Annotated in this window: 17 protein-coding genes and 1 tRNA gene; 3 read left to right on the top strand and 15 right to left on the bottom strand. The window is 64.7% G+C overall.

The features are described 5' to 3' along the window. Positions 1–5: 5 nt before the first annotated feature. The 6 genes from rlmH to obgE form a co-directional block, all read right to left on the bottom strand. Positions 6–488 carry a 23S rRNA (pseudouridine(1915)-N(3))-methyltransferase RlmH gene (rlmH, locus tag RPPS3_RS00855; protein WP_011155735.1) on the bottom strand — a complete coding sequence of 161 codons (483 nt, stop codon included), beginning with the start codon at positions 486–488 and terminating at the stop codon, positions 6–8. A gap of 89 nt (positions 489–577) precedes the next feature. Beyond that, on the bottom strand, positions 578–955 hold the full coding sequence (gene rsfS, locus RPPS3_RS00850; RefSeq protein WP_107346369.1) for a ribosome silencing factor: 378 nt from the start codon (positions 953–955) through the stop codon (positions 578–580). Between the two features lie 289 nt (positions 956–1,244). Next, positions 1,245–1,874: a nicotinate-nucleotide adenylyltransferase gene (locus RPPS3_RS00845; protein ID WP_107342422.1), complete on the bottom strand. Its 630-nt coding sequence runs from the start codon at positions 1,872–1,874 to the stop codon at positions 1,245–1,247. A gap of 24 nt (positions 1,875–1,898) precedes the next feature. Beyond that, on the bottom strand, positions 1,899–3,191 hold the full coding sequence (locus RPPS3_RS00840; RefSeq protein WP_107342421.1) for a glutamate-5-semialdehyde dehydrogenase: 1,293 nt from the start codon (positions 3,189–3,191) through the stop codon (positions 1,899–1,901). Positions 3,192–3,393: 202 nt separating this feature from the next. Then, positions 3,394–4,524, bottom strand: coding sequence for a glutamate 5-kinase (proB, locus tag RPPS3_RS00835; RefSeq protein ID WP_107346368.1), 1,131 nt, complete (start codon positions 4,522–4,524; stop codon positions 3,394–3,396). A gap of 140 nt (positions 4,525–4,664) precedes the next feature. Further along, positions 4,665–5,726, bottom strand: coding sequence for a GTPase ObgE (gene obgE / locus RPPS3_RS00830; protein ID WP_107342420.1), 1,062 nt, complete (start codon positions 5,724–5,726; stop codon positions 4,665–4,667). A gap of 152 nt (positions 5,727–5,878) precedes the next feature. On the opposite strand from obgE, the gene RPPS3_RS00825 reads away from it, so the two are divergent. Continuing rightward, positions 5,879–6,784 carry a DMT family transporter gene (locus RPPS3_RS00825; RefSeq protein ID WP_107342419.1) on the top strand — a complete coding sequence of 302 codons (906 nt, stop codon included), beginning with the start codon at positions 5,879–5,881 and terminating at the stop codon, positions 6,782–6,784. On the opposite strand, the gene RPPS3_RS24570 is transcribed toward RPPS3_RS00825, so the two are convergent. From RPPS3_RS24570 to rplU, 5 genes are all read right to left on the bottom strand, one after another. After that, a complete protein-coding gene (locus RPPS3_RS24570; RefSeq protein ID WP_199852179.1) occupies positions 6,785–6,958 on the bottom strand; it encodes a hypothetical protein in 174 nt (57 codons plus the stop codon). A gap of 127 nt (positions 6,959–7,085) precedes the next feature. Beyond that, positions 7,086–7,277, bottom strand: coding sequence for a hypothetical protein (locus tag RPPS3_RS00820; protein ID WP_107342418.1), 192 nt, complete (start codon positions 7,275–7,277; stop codon positions 7,086–7,088). Between the two features lie 211 nt (positions 7,278–7,488). After that, positions 7,489–8,088, bottom strand: coding sequence for a GNAT family N-acetyltransferase (locus tag RPPS3_RS00815; protein WP_107342417.1), 600 nt, complete (start codon positions 8,086–8,088; stop codon positions 7,489–7,491). A 135-nt stretch (positions 8,089–8,223) separates the two neighbouring features. Next, on the bottom strand, positions 8,224–8,496 hold the full coding sequence (gene rpmA / locus RPPS3_RS00810; RefSeq protein WP_011155727.1) for a 50S ribosomal protein L27: 273 nt from the start codon (positions 8,494–8,496) through the stop codon (positions 8,224–8,226). A gap of 89 nt (positions 8,497–8,585) precedes the next feature. Beyond that, positions 8,586–8,966: a 50S ribosomal protein L21 gene (gene rplU, locus RPPS3_RS00805; protein WP_107342416.1), complete on the bottom strand. Its 381-nt coding sequence runs from the start codon at positions 8,964–8,966 to the stop codon at positions 8,586–8,588. Between the two features lie 333 nt (positions 8,967–9,299). On the opposite strand from rplU, the gene RPPS3_RS00800 reads away from it, so the two are divergent. Together RPPS3_RS00800 and RPPS3_RS00795 are read left to right on the top strand one after the other, a co-directional pair. Continuing rightward, on the top strand, positions 9,300–10,463 hold the full coding sequence (locus RPPS3_RS00800; protein ID WP_107342415.1) for an ROK family protein: 1,164 nt from the start codon (positions 9,300–9,302) through the stop codon (positions 10,461–10,463). Positions 10,464–10,616: 153 nt separating this feature from the next. Beyond that, positions 10,617–10,706, top strand: a tRNA-Ser gene (locus tag RPPS3_RS00795). A 113-nt stretch (positions 10,707–10,819) separates the two neighbouring features. Here RPPS3_RS00795 and RPPS3_RS00790 read toward each other — a convergent pair. Genes RPPS3_RS00790 through RPPS3_RS00775 form a run of 4 tightly spaced genes read right to left on the bottom strand, consistent with a single transcriptional unit; the run spans position 10,820 to position 14,939 of the window. Beyond that, on the bottom strand, positions 10,820–11,632 hold the full coding sequence (locus RPPS3_RS00790; RefSeq protein ID WP_159060635.1) for an energy transducer TonB: 813 nt from the start codon (positions 11,630–11,632) through the stop codon (positions 10,820–10,822). Continuing rightward, on the bottom strand, positions 11,629–12,096 hold the full coding sequence (locus tag RPPS3_RS00785) for an ExbD/TolR family protein (RefSeq protein ID WP_107342413.1): 468 nt from the start codon (positions 12,094–12,096) through the stop codon (positions 11,629–11,631). Before RPPS3_RS00785 ends, RPPS3_RS00790 begins: the two co-directional genes overlap by 4 nt. Positions 12,097–12,108: 12 nt before the next feature. Beyond that, positions 12,109–12,747, bottom strand: coding sequence for a MotA/TolQ/ExbB proton channel family protein (locus RPPS3_RS00780; protein ID WP_107342412.1), 639 nt, complete (start codon positions 12,745–12,747; stop codon positions 12,109–12,111). Between the two features lie 56 nt (positions 12,748–12,803). Beyond that, on the bottom strand, positions 12,804–14,939 hold the full coding sequence (locus RPPS3_RS00775) for a TonB-dependent receptor (RefSeq protein WP_234820054.1): 2,136 nt from the start codon (positions 14,937–14,939) through the stop codon (positions 12,804–12,806). Positions 14,940–15,506 lie beyond the last annotated feature (567 nt).

Raw genomic sequence — 15,506 nt, 5'->3', positions numbered from 1 at the left:
GTCGGTTACGCACGATGGTAAGGATGTCCCGCCAAAATCGTCGCGGCCCGATAGATCTGCTCCAGCAGCATCACGCGAACCATTTGGTGCGGCCATGTCGCCCCCCCGAACGACATGCTCAGCTTTGCCTTGCGCCGCAATTCAGGCAAAAGTCCGTCTGCTCCGCCGATCACGAAAATAGTACCGGGCACCTGCTCGTCCCGCCAGCGGCCGAGCTGAGCGGCGAAGGCGGTGCTGCCGAGGCTCTGTCCGCGCTCGTCGAGCGTGACCAACACGGCGCCATCCGGCACCTGAGCGATAATCGCGGCGGCTTCTTCCGCCATCCGGGCCGGCGCCTCGCGGGCGCGGCTTTCGGCAATTTCATGGACGTCGAGGCCGCGGAAGCCGAGCTTGCGGCCGAGGTCGTCGAACCGCGCACGATAGCGCTCGGCGAGCTCACGCTCCGGCCCCTGTTTCAGCTTCCCGACAGCCAGGATCAACAATCGCATCGGCTCACGCGCCCTTTGCGCGAGAGCCGCGCTACCCATCCGTCAGACACGCGTCTTCAGCCGCGCCGACGCCACACGGACTACGATGACTACAGCGTCTTCGCCGGCGCCGGACCTTGCGTCCACAACCGTTCGAGGTTGTAGAACTCGCGGACCTCGGGACGGAAGACGTGCAACACGACGTCGCCGGCGTCGATCAGCACCCAATCGCAGTTCGGCAAGCCTTCGACGTGCGGCGCGGCGATGCCGGCCTGCTTCAGGGCCTTGACGACGTTCTCGGCGATCGCGCCAACGTGACGGTTAACCCGTCCAGTGGTGACGACCACGTAGTCGAACATCGCTGATTTGCCGCGGAGGTCGATGGTCACCGTCTCCTCCGCCTTCATGTCGTCGAGGCGGGAGAGGATCAGTTGCAGCGTCGCTTCCGCATCCGGCGCAGCCTTGAACTGCGATGCATCCGGCGCGATCGCCTCAGGGGTCGGTACTGGCGCAGTCCTGGTTGACGCGGACCGCGAAGCCTTTGCCGCGACCGATTTCGGCAAAGCCGACGTAGACAATACAGAAGTGGTCAGGGACCTTTCCTTTCACTGTATCGCGGGTGCCGACTCCCGGCGCCCACAGGCCATTCTAAAGCAATTTCCAGCAAAGTGGAATCCAGGGCGCCTTGCAGGAGCCGTAAACGCCGCCGCGCCGTCTCGCAAAAGTCACACATCCGATGTGGGGAGCGCCGCGCCGAGAGTCCAGCGAACGCGACCATCATGTCTTCCAGCTTCCGTCGGGGTTCCGCAAAGCGGTCGACGACACCGGCGATTTCAGCCCGGTGAGAAACACCCAGGCGGGCGGCTGGCGATCCGCCAGGGTTGCTGCTTCATTGGTAGGAATTCGCATTCGCATCAAACGCTGGGCGGCGGGAGCCGCGAGCGCGCGGAGGCTGGTGGGGGGACGATCGATCACAGCGATCGGGACCTCGGCCGCGATCTGCTGCCACTGCTGCCAGCGATGGAACTGAGCCAGATTGTCGGCGCCCATGATCCAGACGAAGCGAGCGCCAGGACAATGCCGGCGCAGATAGCGGAGAGTGTCTGCAGTGTAGCGGGTGCCGATGACGGCTTCGAGACGACTGACCTGGATGCGCGGATCGTCCGCGATCGCTTGCGCCGCGGCAACCCGGGCGTCGATCTCGCGCAGGCTGGAGATATCCTTTAGCGGATTGCCCGGTGATACCAGCCACCACACCCGATCGAGCATCAGCCGTTTGAGCGCGAACTGACTGATCGCGCGATGTGCCAGATGCGGCGGGTTGAACGAGCCGCCGAGCAGGCCGATCCGCATTCCCGGCGTGAACGGCGGAATCGCGCGGCGGGCTGCGGCGAGGTCCGTCGTCACCTCAGCCTCGGCGGCACGGCAGCATCACGGCCGGGTTTGTCCGCTGCCATGGATGCGATACTTGAACGTCGTCAGCTGTTCGGCCCCGACCGGTCCGCGGGCGTGGAATTTGCCGGTGGCGATTCCAATCTCGGCACCAAAGCCGAACTCACCGCCGTCGGCGAACTGCGTCGATGCGTTGTGCAGCACGATCGCGGAGTCGACTTCGCTGAGAAACTTCTGTGCCGCCTGCGCATCCTCGGCGACGATCGCATCGGTGTGATGCGATCCGTGATCGTGAATATGCGCGATCGCCGCGTCGACACCATCGACCAGCTTGGCGGCGATGACCGCGTCGAGATACTCAGTATCCCAGTCCTCATCGCTCGCCGGCTTTACCCGGGGATCGACCTGTTGCACGGCCTGATCGCCGCGCACTTCGCAACCCGAGTCGATCAGCATCGTCACCAGCGGAGCGAGATGCGTCGCTGCGGCCGCGCGGTCGATCAGTAGCGTTTCGGCTGCGCCGCAGACGCCGGTACGGCGCATCTTGGCATTCAGCACGATCGACTTGGCCATCTCCAGATCAGCGCTGCGATCGACATAAACGTGATTGACGCCTTCCAGATGCGCGAACACCGGCACCCGCGCTTCGCTTTCGACGCGGGCGACCAAGCTCTTGCCGCCGCGCGGCACGATGACGTCGACCGTTCCATCGAGGCCCGAAAGCAACAAGCCCACCGCGGCCCTGTCGCGGGTCGGCACCAAAGTAATCGCCGCATCCGGCAGCCCGGCCTCGCGCAGACCCTGCACCAGGCAGTCATGGATCGCACGGCACGAGCGGAAGCTCTCCGAGCCGCCGCGCAGGATCACGGCGTTGCCGGACTTCAGGCACAGCACGCCGGCGTCAGCCGCAACGTTGGGGCGGCTTTCGAAGATCACCGCCACGACCCCGAGCGGCACGCGGACGCGCTCGATGGTCATGCCGTTCGGCCGCTGCCAGCTTTCGGTCACGGTGCCGACCGGGTCGGCGATGCCGCGCACCACCGCGATGCCTTCGGCCATCGCTTCGACGCGCGCGGGCGTCAGCGTCAAACGGTCCAAGAATGCCGACGTGGTACCGGCCGCTTTCGCATCGGCGACATCCTCGGCGTTCGCCGCCAGGATCTTGTCGGCGCCGGCGCGGATAGCCCGCTCCATCGCTTCCAGCGCGCGGTTCTTCTGCTCCGGCGGCGCCAGCGCCAGGGTCCGCGCGGCGGCGCGGGCCTGCCGACCCAGGTCGGTCATCAGCGTCGTGAGTTCGGCGCTGCCGTCGATGGCTTTGAGCGAGGCGGTCATAGCGTTGAGCCTGAAAAATCCGTGGTAGGTCATGTAAATAGGGGGAAAAGGCCGCTCCGCCAAGCCGGTTGCGGGGAAACCGGGTGATCCCGGTCCTTTCGGCAATCGACGAGGTTGCCGCGATTTGGCGGTTCATTGCTAACCGGACGTCCACGAAACCCCTGCTTGCTAACACGCGGCAGGGGCACCGAAGGACTGCGCGTCAGGCCGGCGCCGTGCCGACGACCAGATCGTCGCGATGGATCATCTCGGCCCGGCCGGTGATCCCGAGGATCATCATCACGTCCGGCGACGACCGGCCCTTGATCTTCTCGGCATCCTCAGCGTCGTAAGCGACGAGGCCACGGCCGATCTCATGGGTGTCCGGTCCGCGCACAATCACCGCATCGCCGCGGGAAAACTGGCCGTCGACCCGGATCACACCGGCTGGCAGCAGGCTCTTGCCGGCGCGCAGCGCGCTGACGGCGCCGGCGTCGATCGTCAACGTGCCCTTCGGCTCCAGCGTACCGGCAATCCAGCGCTTTCGCGCCGTCACGGGATTGGCCGGCGTCAGGAACCAGGTGCACTTGCCACCTTCGGCGATCGCCTTGAGCGGATGATCGATCTTGCCAGAGGCAATCAGCATGTGAGTGCCGGCGGAGGTCGCGATCTTGGCCGCTTCGATCTTGGTGCGCATGCCGCCGCGCGACAGCTCCGAGCCGGCAGCGCCTGCCATGCCCTCGATTTCGGCGGTGATCGCTTCGACCACGGGAATCAGCGTGGCGTCCGGATTGCTGCCAGGCGGTGCGGTGTACAGCCCGTCGATGTCGGACAGCAGGATCAGCAGATCGGCGCTCGCCATGGTGGCGACGCGCGCCGCCAACCGGTCGTTATCGCCGTAGCGGATCTCGGTGGTGGCGACGGTGTCGTTCTCGTTGATCACCGGCACCGCGCGCCATTCCAGCAGTTTGGCGATGGTCGAGCGGGCATTGAGATAACGACGCCGTTCTTCGGTGTCCTGAAACGTCACCAGGATTTGGCCGGCGCCGATGCCGTGGGCGCCAAGCACTTCGGACCAGGTCCGGGCCAATTCGATTTGGCCGACTGCCGCTGCCGCCTGGCTTTCCTCAAGCTTGAGCGGGCCGCGCGGCAGCTTCAGCCGGCTGCGCCCGAGCGCGATCGAGCCGGACGACACCACCATCACGTCACGGCCGCCACGATGCAGCTCGGCAATGTCGGCGGCGAGCGCAGTCAGCCACCCGGCTCGGACCTCGCCGGCGACCGAGTCGATCAGCAGCGACGAGCCGACCTTGACGACGATGTGGCGGAAATCGTGAAGCTTGGGGCTGGCCATGGAGATATCGATCACAACGTCGCGGTGCGCAAAGCAGTGCGACTGGCAGGAAGAGGCTCGTTTTGCAGCACCAGGACGGGCCGCGCAAGCCGTGCGAACGGATCAGCAGACCTGCCGCGATCGAGGCCGGACGCGAGGAATCACGCGTCCTGCGGTGCCCAGGGCTTGGCTTCGGCGGGATTGTCCGCAGTGCCGATCGCCTTGTCCGAGACCGGCGCTTCGCCGATCACCGCAACCAAAGCCCGCAGCGCCTCAGGCACGCCCTGACCGGTTATGCCCGACAGCAGCAGCGGCGTCTTCTTGGCGGCGCGCTTCAGCCGGTCCTTCTGCTTCTTCAGCTCGTCCGGTTCGACCGCGTCGATTTTGTTCAGCGCGACGATTTCGATCTTGTCGACCAGCGTCTCAGCATAAGCTTCGAGTTCGCCGCGCACCGTCTTGTATGCCTTGCCGGCGTGTTCGCAGGTGGCGTCGATCAGGTGCAGCAGCACCCGGCAGCGCTCGATATGGCCGAGGAAACGGTCGCCGAGGCCGGCGCCTTCATGGGCGCCTTCGATCAGACCGGGAATATCGGCCAGAACGAATTCGCGGCCGTCGCTGTTCACCACTCCGAGCTGCGGATGCAGCGTCGTGAACGGATAGTCCGCGATCTTCGGCTTGGCGGCACTGACCTTGGACAGGAAGGTCGACTTGCCGGCGTTCGGCAGCCCGACCAAGCCTGCGTCGGCGATCAGTTTCAGCCGTAGCCAGATCCAGCGCTCTTCGCCTGGCAGGCCAGGGTTGGCGTGGCGCGGCGCCCGGTTGGTCGAAGATTTGAAATGGGCGTTGCCGAAGCCGCCATTGCCGCCTTTGGCCAGGACGAAACGCTCGCCGACTTTGGTGAAGTCGTGGATCAGCGTTTCCTTGTCCTCATCGAAGATCTGAGTGCCAACCGGCACCTTCATCACGATGTCTTTGCCGCCCGCGCCGTGGCGGTCGCTGCCCATGCCGTTGCCGCCCTTCTGCGCCTTGAAGTGCTGCTGGTAGCGGTAATCGATCAGGGTGTTCAGGCCGTCGGCGGCTTCGACGATGATGTCGCCGCCGCGGCCGCCATTGCCGCCATTGGGGCCGCCGAACTCGATGAACTTCTCGCGGCGGAACGCCACGCAGCCGTTCCCGCCGTCGCCGGAGCGGATGTAAACCTTAGCTTCATCGAGGAATTTCATGGGTCATCCGTATCGTAAGGTCGGGGGGCGCGGCAACACTTCGATCACCGTCCGCTGCTGCCGCGGTCTGAAAGTCGAAGCGACCCTCCGCCGCCTTGCACCAGCCCGAGTCCCGGGGCGATAAGCGGCGGTCACAACCGTCCGGGCCAAATATGGGGCTGTTCGCCAAAATCGCCACCGCGTCCGACCCGCGCACCGCCCGGATCGCCGGCATTTTGCTGATGCTGCTGGCGATGCTGGCGTTTTCGTTCTCCGATGCGGCCGGCAAGACGGTGGTGGCGACCTATTCGGTCGGGCAATTGCTGCTGCTGCGGGCGCTGGCCGGCTTGTTCGTGCTGTCGCCGCTGATCTGGCGCCAGCGGAAGGCGTTTCTGCGGTTGGAGCGGCCGGGGGTGCAACTGGCGCGGATGGTGATCGCGGCCTGCGAAGTCGCGGTGTTCTATCTGGCGGCCGCCTATCTGCCGCTCGCCGACGTCATCACCTTCTATCTTGCCTCGTCGCTGTTCGTCTCGGTCGGCGCCGCGTTGTTTCTGGGGGAGACCATCGACCGGGCGCGCGGAATCGCGATCGTCGTCGGCTTTGTCGGCGTGCTGATCGCGCTTCAGCCGTCGACCCAGACGATGAGCTGGCCGGCGCTGATTGCGATCCTCGCCAGCGTGCTGTTCGCCGGCCTGCTGCTACTGACGCGGTTTCTGCGCCAGACGCCCGACATGGTGCTGGCCTCGCAGCAATTCGCGGGCACGCTACTGCTCGGCCTCGTTCTGGCGCCGTCCGGCTGGATCACGCCGTCCGCAACTGATTTGGTGTGGTTTGCGATCTCGGGCGCGGTGTCGGCGGTCGGTCTGCTGTGCGTCAACCGTTCGCTGCGGCTCGCGCCGGCCAGCGTCGTGGTGCCGTATCAGTACACGATGATCATTTTCGCCGCCGCGTTCGGCTGGCTGCTATTCGGCGATGTGCCGTCGCGGGCGACCGTGGCCGGCGTCGCGATCATTATCGCGGCCGGGCTGTATCTCGGCTGGCGCGAGCGCAGCGCGCCGCGGCCGTCCGAGGGCGGTTGACTACTCGCCGACCCGCAGCGCCAGTCCGCTGAAACGTTCGCTGAGCACGCGCGCGCGTTCGCGGCGTTCCTCGATCAGAAGCTTGCGCTCGGTCGCCTCGAACGCGTCGAGGTCGGCACGGAACTCATCACGCACGTCGCGGACGGCGACGGTTTGGTCGGGCGAATCGGACATCGGGACCTCCCTGGTCGAGCTGACGCCTAACTACACGTGGTTGATGAAGATCGCGTATGCGCGAAGTTGCAGGCGGCGCGATCAGCCGGCGATGGTTAAGCGCCAATTGAACGCGCCTGCTCGCACATCAGATGCCGAAACGGCGGTCGAGATCGACGAACCGGAAGCTGAGCTGCTCGGTCCGCTCGCGGTGCTGCTCGGCTTCGGCTGCGCGGTCGGCGGTGAGTTCGACCTGCTCGATCGTCGCAGGCGCGAGCGGCTTGATTTCTTCGGCGAGGTCGCGGGCGAGGACGGCTTGGATGTAGCGATGAGCGGACATGTCGGAACTCCCTGTTTGGAAGTCCGTCCTACGCAGCCTGGGCCGCGCGCTGAACTCGGTTCCCACCGAGGCTGACGGCTCGTCCTCCGGCCGTGGTTAAGCGGTGGGTAACGGCGAGGGCGCGGCTTGATACGTCTGTCCCGAAACAACATCGGCCGGGTCACAACCCGGCCGATCCGTTCACTTCAATGATAGCGTGTCGAGGTGCTGATCAGCAGCGCCGCTTGGTGGTGCCCCACTTCTTCAGCGACGACCACACCCCGCGGGTGAGGCGGAAGCAGTCGACCGGGGTCGACGATCCGATCGACTCGAAGCGGTGCAGCTCGACGCCGGTCCATTGGAAGCCGCACTTCTCCAGCACGTTGCGCGATGCCGGATTGATCACACGGGCGGCCGAGATCATCTGCTTGGCGCCGTGCACCTCGAAGGCGAAGTCGATCACCGCCCGCGCGGCTTCGGTGGCGTAGCCGTTGCCCCAATGCTGCACGCCGAGCCAGTAACCGAGCTCCGGAGTGTCGCGGTCGCTCCAATCGACGCCGACCAGTCCGATCGGCTCGAGATCCTCGGCCTCGATCAGAAACACGCTGTCGCTGCTCTTGGGCAGCGCGGTCACGAAGCGCGCGGCGTCGTCGCGCGTGTAGGGAAACGGCATCCGCCGGGTCATCTCGACGACGCGGCGATCGTTGGCGAGCGAAGCGATGGCCTGGATGTCCGCGAGAACCGGTTTACGCAGCGTCAGCCGCTCGGTCTCGAGGACGCAAGGTCTCGCCTCGCGCAACGAGGGCGTGGTGGTCGGGATCTCCTGCAACATGGCGGGCTCCTGAAGGTGCGCCGTGAAAGGTACGCAAAGAAAAAGGGGAGGCCGGTTTTCCCGCCTCCCCTGGAGCCCTTAGTTGTGCTCCGCCGGTTTGACAGGACCCGGCGGACACATATTTTTGTCCACCGTCTATTCGGCCGCCTGCATCGCAATCGGGAGTACCGATACGTAGGTGCGGCCGTTGGCTTTGGCGCGGAATTCGACACGGCCTTCCACCTTGGCGAACAAGGTGTGATCAGTGCCCATGCCGACGTTGAGGCCGGGATGCCACTGAGTGCCGCGCTGACGCGCAATGATGTTGCCGGGAATCACGTGCTCGCCGCCAAACGCCTTCACGCCGAGGCGCTTGCCTGCGGAATCACGTCCGTTGCGCGAGGAACCGCCCGCCTTTTTATGAGCCATGGCTCGTCTCCAAAATCCGAAATACCTTTTAGATGAATCCCGTTACGGAATCATCCCGCTTTTTTGTCACGTCTGCTGCGCGCGGCGCCTTATTCGGCTGCTTCCGCAGCCGGGGCAGCCTTTGCGCGCTTGGCGCGGGGGCCGACCGAAGGCTTCTTGCCGTCGGCGAGGATCTCGGTGATCCGCAGCACGGTGATTTCATCGCGGTAGCCGCGCTTGCGCTTGGAGTGCTTGCGACGACGCTTCTTGAACGCGATCACCTTCGGGCCGCGCTTGTGGTCCAGCACTTCGGCCGCCACGGTAGCGCCGGCCACGGTGGGCGCGCCGAGAACCGGGGTGTCGCCGCCCAGCACGAGCACTTCGCCGAGCTGGACAATGCTGCCGACGTCGCCGTCGAGCTTGCCTACTTCGAGCACATCTTCCGGAACGACACGGTATTGCCGGCCGCCGGTTTTGATGACTGCGAACATCTTTTTCTTCCTTCGTGTTCGATCCCGGCCTCGGTTAACCCGGACCGGCTTTTTGGTCAGTCGATGACGGGGTGCGACGACGAAGCGTCGCGGCTTTGGTGCGGATGGACTTGAGCCGGGCGAAAGCTTCGCCTCTGGCCGCACAAAACAAATCGGCGCGAGACCTGCCCGCGCCGGTGCGTGACTTATACCCGCCACTCCGCGTCCGTCAAGGCGGAAGCCGGCAAAATGCAGCCGCGTGCGGGCCGGACGCTAAAACCAGCCGTTGCGAACGCGATGCAACCAACCGGTTCCCGGATCGTTGTCGTTCGGTTTTGAACGGGGGTACTCTCGATGGCTGAGGACAGTCTGACCACCACCAACGCCGGCATCGCCGCACACGGCGCCACCCGGCTGCCTTCAGTCGAGATCGACAGCTACAATATCGAGATCAAGGACGAGGACGGCTTTCTCGGTGACCGCGCCTCCAAGGGGGCGTTTCAGCGCCTGCTCGACGATTGGCGCAAGGCGTTGCGCGAGACCGGTGACGATCCGTTCGGGCGGCGCGACACCAAGAAGATCGCCAAAAGCGCGCTCGACGAAGCGCTGGCCGGCGACGACGTCGCCGCCGCCGCGGTGGTTCACAGCGCGATCGAGGATTTCGCCCAGGAGCTCGCTCACGTCACCAAGCGCTTCCTGCGCACCAAGGCCTGGGCCGAGACCGAGTGCATCGTGGTCGGCGGTGGCTTTCGCCAGAGCCGGGTCGGCGAGCTCGCGATCGCCCGCACCGACATTCTGCTCAAAGCGGAAGGCCACGCGGTCGATCTGGTACCGATCCGGTTTCACCCCGACGAGGCGGGGCTGCTCGGGTGCCTGCATCTGGCGCCGTCCTGGATCTTCGAGGGCCACGACAGCATCCTGGCGGTCGATATCGGCGGCTCCAACATCCGCTGCGGCGTGGTCGAGACCGCCTGGAAGAAGGCGCCCGACCTGTCCAAAGCCTCGGTGTGGAAGTCGGATTTGTGGCGGCACGCCGACGACGAGCCGACTCGCGAGGGCGCCGTGAAGCGGCTGACCCGCATGCTCAAGGACCTGATCTCGGAAGCCGAGGACGAGGGCTTCAAGCTGGCGCCGTTCATCGGGATCTCGTGCCCCGGCGTGATCAATGCCGATGGCTCGATCGAGAAGGGCGCCCAGAACCTGCCGGGCAACTGGGAGAGCAGCAAATTCCACCTGCCGCGCAGCCTGCTCGAAGGCATCCCGATGATCGGCAGCCACGATACCGCGATCCTGATGCACAATGACGGCGTGGCCCAAGGCCTCAGCGAAGTGCCGTTCATGCAGGAATTCGAGCGCTGGGGCGTGCTGACGATCGGCACCGGCCTCGGCAACGCCCGCTTCACCAACCGCCGCGACAAGGACAAGGCCAAGAAGGACCGCGAGAAGGATAAGGAAAAAGACAAAGAGAAGGACAAGGAGAAGGGTAAAAAAGACAAGGATAGCAAGGAGAAGGCCTGAGCCCGTTTGGCTGCCGGGCCTGCGCGGCCGGTGATCTGGAGCCTTCGGATCAAATCTGGCGAGAAAATCCGCCGCACCCCGCCTTGTCTATCTGTCGCTCCTCGCCTAGAACACGCCCCGACCACCGGGCGTGAATCGCCCGCTTTGGCACCAGGAGAGGTGGCAGAGTGGTTGAATGCACCGCACTCGAAATGCGGCATAGGTGCAAGCCTATCGGGGGTTCGAATCCCTCCCTCTCCGCCATTAGCCTGCAAACTGGTGTTCTGTTCGAGTGCCTCTGAGCTCCGCTGCGCCTTTCGCGTCGCAGGGGAGCAAGCTGCGGCCGCGCCGGATGACGTCGGCGACTCTAGCCCGACTCAATCGTCGATTGAAAAGCGCACGACGAAATGACCGCGGAATAGGCCGTCGGGCGGGGGCGGCGGCCGGGCGGTTTTCATCATCGAATCGATCGCGCGGTCCAGTGCATCGCTGCCGGTCGAACGGGTGATTCTGTAGTTGATTACTTGACCGGATGCGCCGATCGCGAACGACAGTGAAGCCGTCCCCTCCTGGCGAGTCTGGCGCGCGGAATCCGGATACACCTTGCGGCGATTGAATTCGGCGACCACCAGCGCTGCGTAGCTCGCCCGGGACGTGGCGGTCGATGTCTGCTGTCCTGTGTCCGCACCCATGCGTGTCCGGACGCGTGATATCTCGGAATCCCCGGCGTCGTCGGAGGTCGCGGCTGCGTGGCGCGAGGAGGGGCGAGCTGGTGCGGCGGGGTGCTTGTGGTCGCTCTTGCTGTGACGCCTGTCCGATCGCGATGGCTGCGGCCGGTTCGGCTTCGCCGAGGTCTCGACGCGGATTGGGGATTTCGGCGTCTCGACAACTTCCGGGGAAGGTTCGGGGGAGGGCGGCTGATCGTTGGCGTGCGCCGGTTCGTTGGCCGCTGGCGAGCTCTCGGGCGGTTCAGGTTGCGAACGCTCCGCCGGCGCCGGCGCCGCGACGGCTTCGGGGATATCGATGGCTGCCTCGCCGGCCGCGATGATCGTCACTTCCATCGGCGTTTCGATCGCCAGCGGCGACGACCTCTCTGTCCAGTGCAGGAAGACCATCGCGTGACAAGCGGCGACCGCGCCGACCAGCAGAAGTCGCCCGCCCGGCGAAAGCGCCAGAGTCGGCCTCTTCATCTCTGATCGCGTGGTTTGTAGTCCGGGCGCGGTGCGCGGCCACGAGGGTCGCGTTCGGTCAAGATCGCGATGCGGGACAGACCGTGGGCACCGAGTTGGTCGAGCACGGTCACCAACGCCCCGTGCCGGCATTCGCGATCGGCGCGGACATGGATGGCACGCGTTTTGTCGCCGGCGGCCAGCGTCAGGATGGCATCGCCGAGCCCGTCCACCGCGACGCCCTTGTCGCCGAGTTGGGCGTTGCCGTCGCGATCGAGCGTGACGACGATCGGCTCGGATTGCTCGACCGGTTGCGCGGTCGTCGCTTTCGGCAGATCGACCGGCAGGCCGGCGGTGAGCATCGGCGCGGTCACCATGAAGACGATGAGGAGGACGAGCATCACGTCGACGAGCGGCGTGACGTTGATCTCCGCCTGCGGGCGGAGTTCATTGCCCCGCGAGCGGATCGCTTCAAGAACGCTCATGGCGCGGCACTCCTATCGCGATCTCGCGGTGGCGCGCTCGAGGTCCGCCCCGATCAGGCGCTCGGCCTCTGCCTGCACGAAATCGTCGAGCGCGATCGCCGTCCTGTTGAACAATGCGCCGATGCGGTTGTAACCGATCGACGCCGGGATCGCGGCCGCGAGCCCCCAGGCGGTGGCCGCAAGCGCCTCGGCGATGCCGGGTGCGACCACGGCAAGGCTGGTGTCGCGCGCTTCGGCGATGCCGGCAAAGCTGGTCATGATTCCCCACACCGTCCCAAACAGGCCGACGAAAGGCGCCACCGAGGACACGATGGCCAGATTGGGCAGCCCCGCTTCGGCCTTAAGGATCAGGTCGCGCGCGGCCCGCGTCATGGCATCGACGACTTTGGCCCGACGATCGGCTTCGCTGGTGCCTCGCGGCGATGCATCGCGCGCTGCTGCGCCCGCGGCGGAGACCGTGGCGAGGATCGTTGCTTCGTCGCCGTCGCGGCTGCGGCGGAGCGCGGCCGACAGCCGCATGAACGCCACCACCGCTTCCGCGATCCAGACCCAGCTCAGGATCGATGCCGCGAGCAACAGGACCAGCACGGTTTTGACGACCGGCCCGGCCTGGGCGAACACGGCGGCGGGGGTGAGCGAGATGTCGTGCATCGAATTCTCCGTCGCAGGCCCCGTATCGACGGGGCCTGCTTGCATCCGCCATTCGGTCAGAAGGTGCCCTTGAAGCCGACGTAAAACGTGCGGCCGGGCTCCGGATAGCCCCAAGCAAGCTGGTAGTTTCTGTCGAAGATGTTCTTCACGCCGCCAGACACGGTGAAATTCTCACGCACCTTGTATTCCGTGGCGAAGTTGGCCAGCACATAGGCGCCGGTCTTCACGTAGCTGGAGACCGTCTTGTTGTTGATCACCTCCGTCTTCTGCGACCATCGTTCGTCTGCGTAGGTCACGTTCGGCGTCAGCGTCAGCCCCTCGATCGGACTGTAGGTCGCGTAGACCATGCCCTTCACGGTCGGAATGCCGGTCTGCTCGATCGTCGGGTCGATCGGATTGGTGAGCACATTGTGGATGTAGGAGATGTTGCCGCCCGCGATCAGCGTCGGAGAGAAAGCATAGTCGATCGCGAAATCGACGCCGTAGCGGTAGCCGTCGCCGACATTCTGATATTGCGTGATCGCGGAGACCTTGCCGGTGATCGGGTCGGTGTAGCTTTTGCCGGTCGCGACCGACTGCATCATGTTCTCGACCGTGGCGTAGTAGCCGAGGATCGAGACCTGGCTTTTCGGGGCGAACGCGTTGGTCCAGCCGATCTGGTAATTGATGGCACGCTCCGGCGCCAGATCGGGATTGGAGGCGCCGGTGCCGAACCGTGAGCTGAACCGCTCGAACAACGTCGGGAAGCGAGTGCGGTCAGAGATGTTCGCAAACAGCTTGGCGGTTTCTGAATAGCGCCAGACCGCCGCGGTTTGCCAGTTCAGAGCCGAAGAATCGGTCAGCCTGTAGTTGATCCAGTACGGTTCATAATAGACCGACTTGTTGACCTGTCCCAGCACGTATTCCTCGGCCTTGCCGAGGTGGCGCCAGTCGTAGCTGACGCCCTGCACCCAGTCGATTTCTGGACCGAAATGCACGGTGTTCTCGGTCGCGACCGAATAGGTGTCTTCGGTCGAGGTCTGGGCCGGTTCATCGAAGCAATTGATGTTGGCCGTCTTGGTGGTGGCGCAGGTCTTGCTCTTCGGCGTTGTCGTGCCGTTCAGGCCGTAGCGGTCGGTGTAAAGCTCGTTCCACTCGGAGTGGTTGTCGCGCCGCACGTGAGTGGCGAATTTCAGCGTATCGAACCGGCCGAAATCCTTGCCGACCTCGATCGAATTGCCGATTGCCCAATCCTGATAGATCGAGCGCGACGCGCTGCTCGAATAGCGCAGCGTCTGCGCTGCGTCGTCCCACATGTCTATCGCGTTGTCGAACGTTTCCCAGAAGGTTCGCGTCTTGACGTAGGCGTCATCGCCGATCGCGGTTTTGGTCGCCGCCGACAGGATCTGCACGTTCCAATACGGCCACGACCAGTATTTCTGCGACGCCGTCGGCTCGACATTGTAGGGCGCACCCTTCTGGCCGTTCTGGCGGATGAAGTTGATCGAGTACTCGTCCTCCGGATTCGGCGTCCATCCGGCTTTCAGGTTGACGCTCCAATCGTTCGACGACGAGAAGTCGCGGCGTCCGCCGTTCTCGATCGAGGTCGGCGTAAAGCTCGACGGCAGCTCCCAACCGTCGATCTTCTGCCAGCTCGCGCTTGCTTGGAAGTAATAGTCGTTCTGCTTGCCGCCGACCCGCCCGTAATTGCGGAATCCGTCGAATCGGCCGCCGTTGCCGAACTCGGCCTGCGAGCGCCACTCGCCTTCGATCGGCCGTACCGGCTTTTTCGTCACCAGGTTGATGGCGCCGCCGAGCCCCCCTGGACCGTCGAGCACGGAGACGTAACCCTTGGCGATCTGAATCTCGGAGATGTCGTCGGTGAGGAAGCGGGAGAAGTCGATCCGGTTGTCGGCGGGAAGATAGATGCGCACGCCGTCGATCGACAGCGGCACTTGCAGCCGGTCGAAACCGTGAACATAGATGTTGGTCTCGTTGCGCTGGCTGCCGGTGGTCCCGGCGGCTACGCCCGGCACGAGGTCGATCGCCCTGTCGAGCGTGTGCTTATCGAAGCGCTCGGTCTGCTGGTTGGAGATCGTGCTGCCGCCGAAGTTGTTGAACTCCGATGAGTTGGCGCCTGCCGCGGTCACATGAATCGTCCCCAATTCATAGACGCCTTCGTTGCCCGCTCGTGCAGCGTCGACTGAAGTCATCGTCGCTGCGCTCGCGAGCAGGATGCTCAACTGGCTCACTCGTTTCATTTTTGCCCCCTGTGAACGACGCCCCTTTGCGTCGGAAAACGAGAAGCGCCGCGGGCCTCGGTCGGCCGCCGGCGATAATGGTGTCGTGAGGTCGGTGCTCCCGCCGATCCGATCGAGCGTCACGCGACCGAGACGCGACGGTCCTGCGGTAAGCGCGTCGTCGTGCTGGGTTGTCCGGGCGGAGATACCGATCTGGAGCGTCGCCGGGTCCCCGCACGCCGAGCGACAGGTCGCTCCCTTGGCCGGCAGAAATTCTGGGAAAGCCATCACGACGTCACAATCGTATAATCCAATTACATATAATATTTGCGCTGTCCGCTTTACGGACCGCAATGGGCAAAATCGGTCACTTCGAGCGTAAGTGCCTCGGCGTTGAGCAATTCGGTATCTGAATATGCTACGTCAATCAGAAGTGGGTATTTTCAGTACCAGGCGTTGCATCTGTGCAACTCTGTAGGAAGCGATCCTTGATCGCGAGCTCGCATCGCTAGCGAAGGCTGGGCGTGCGAACTTCGGCCG

The sequence above is a fragment of the Rhodopseudomonas palustris genome, assembly GCF_003031265.1.
Taxonomy (GTDB): domain Bacteria; phylum Pseudomonadota; class Alphaproteobacteria; order Rhizobiales; family Xanthobacteraceae; genus Rhodopseudomonas; species Rhodopseudomonas palustris_H.
The sequence above is the reverse complement of the archived record's forward strand: the minus strand, read 5'-3'. Positions and strand labels throughout refer to the sequence as shown.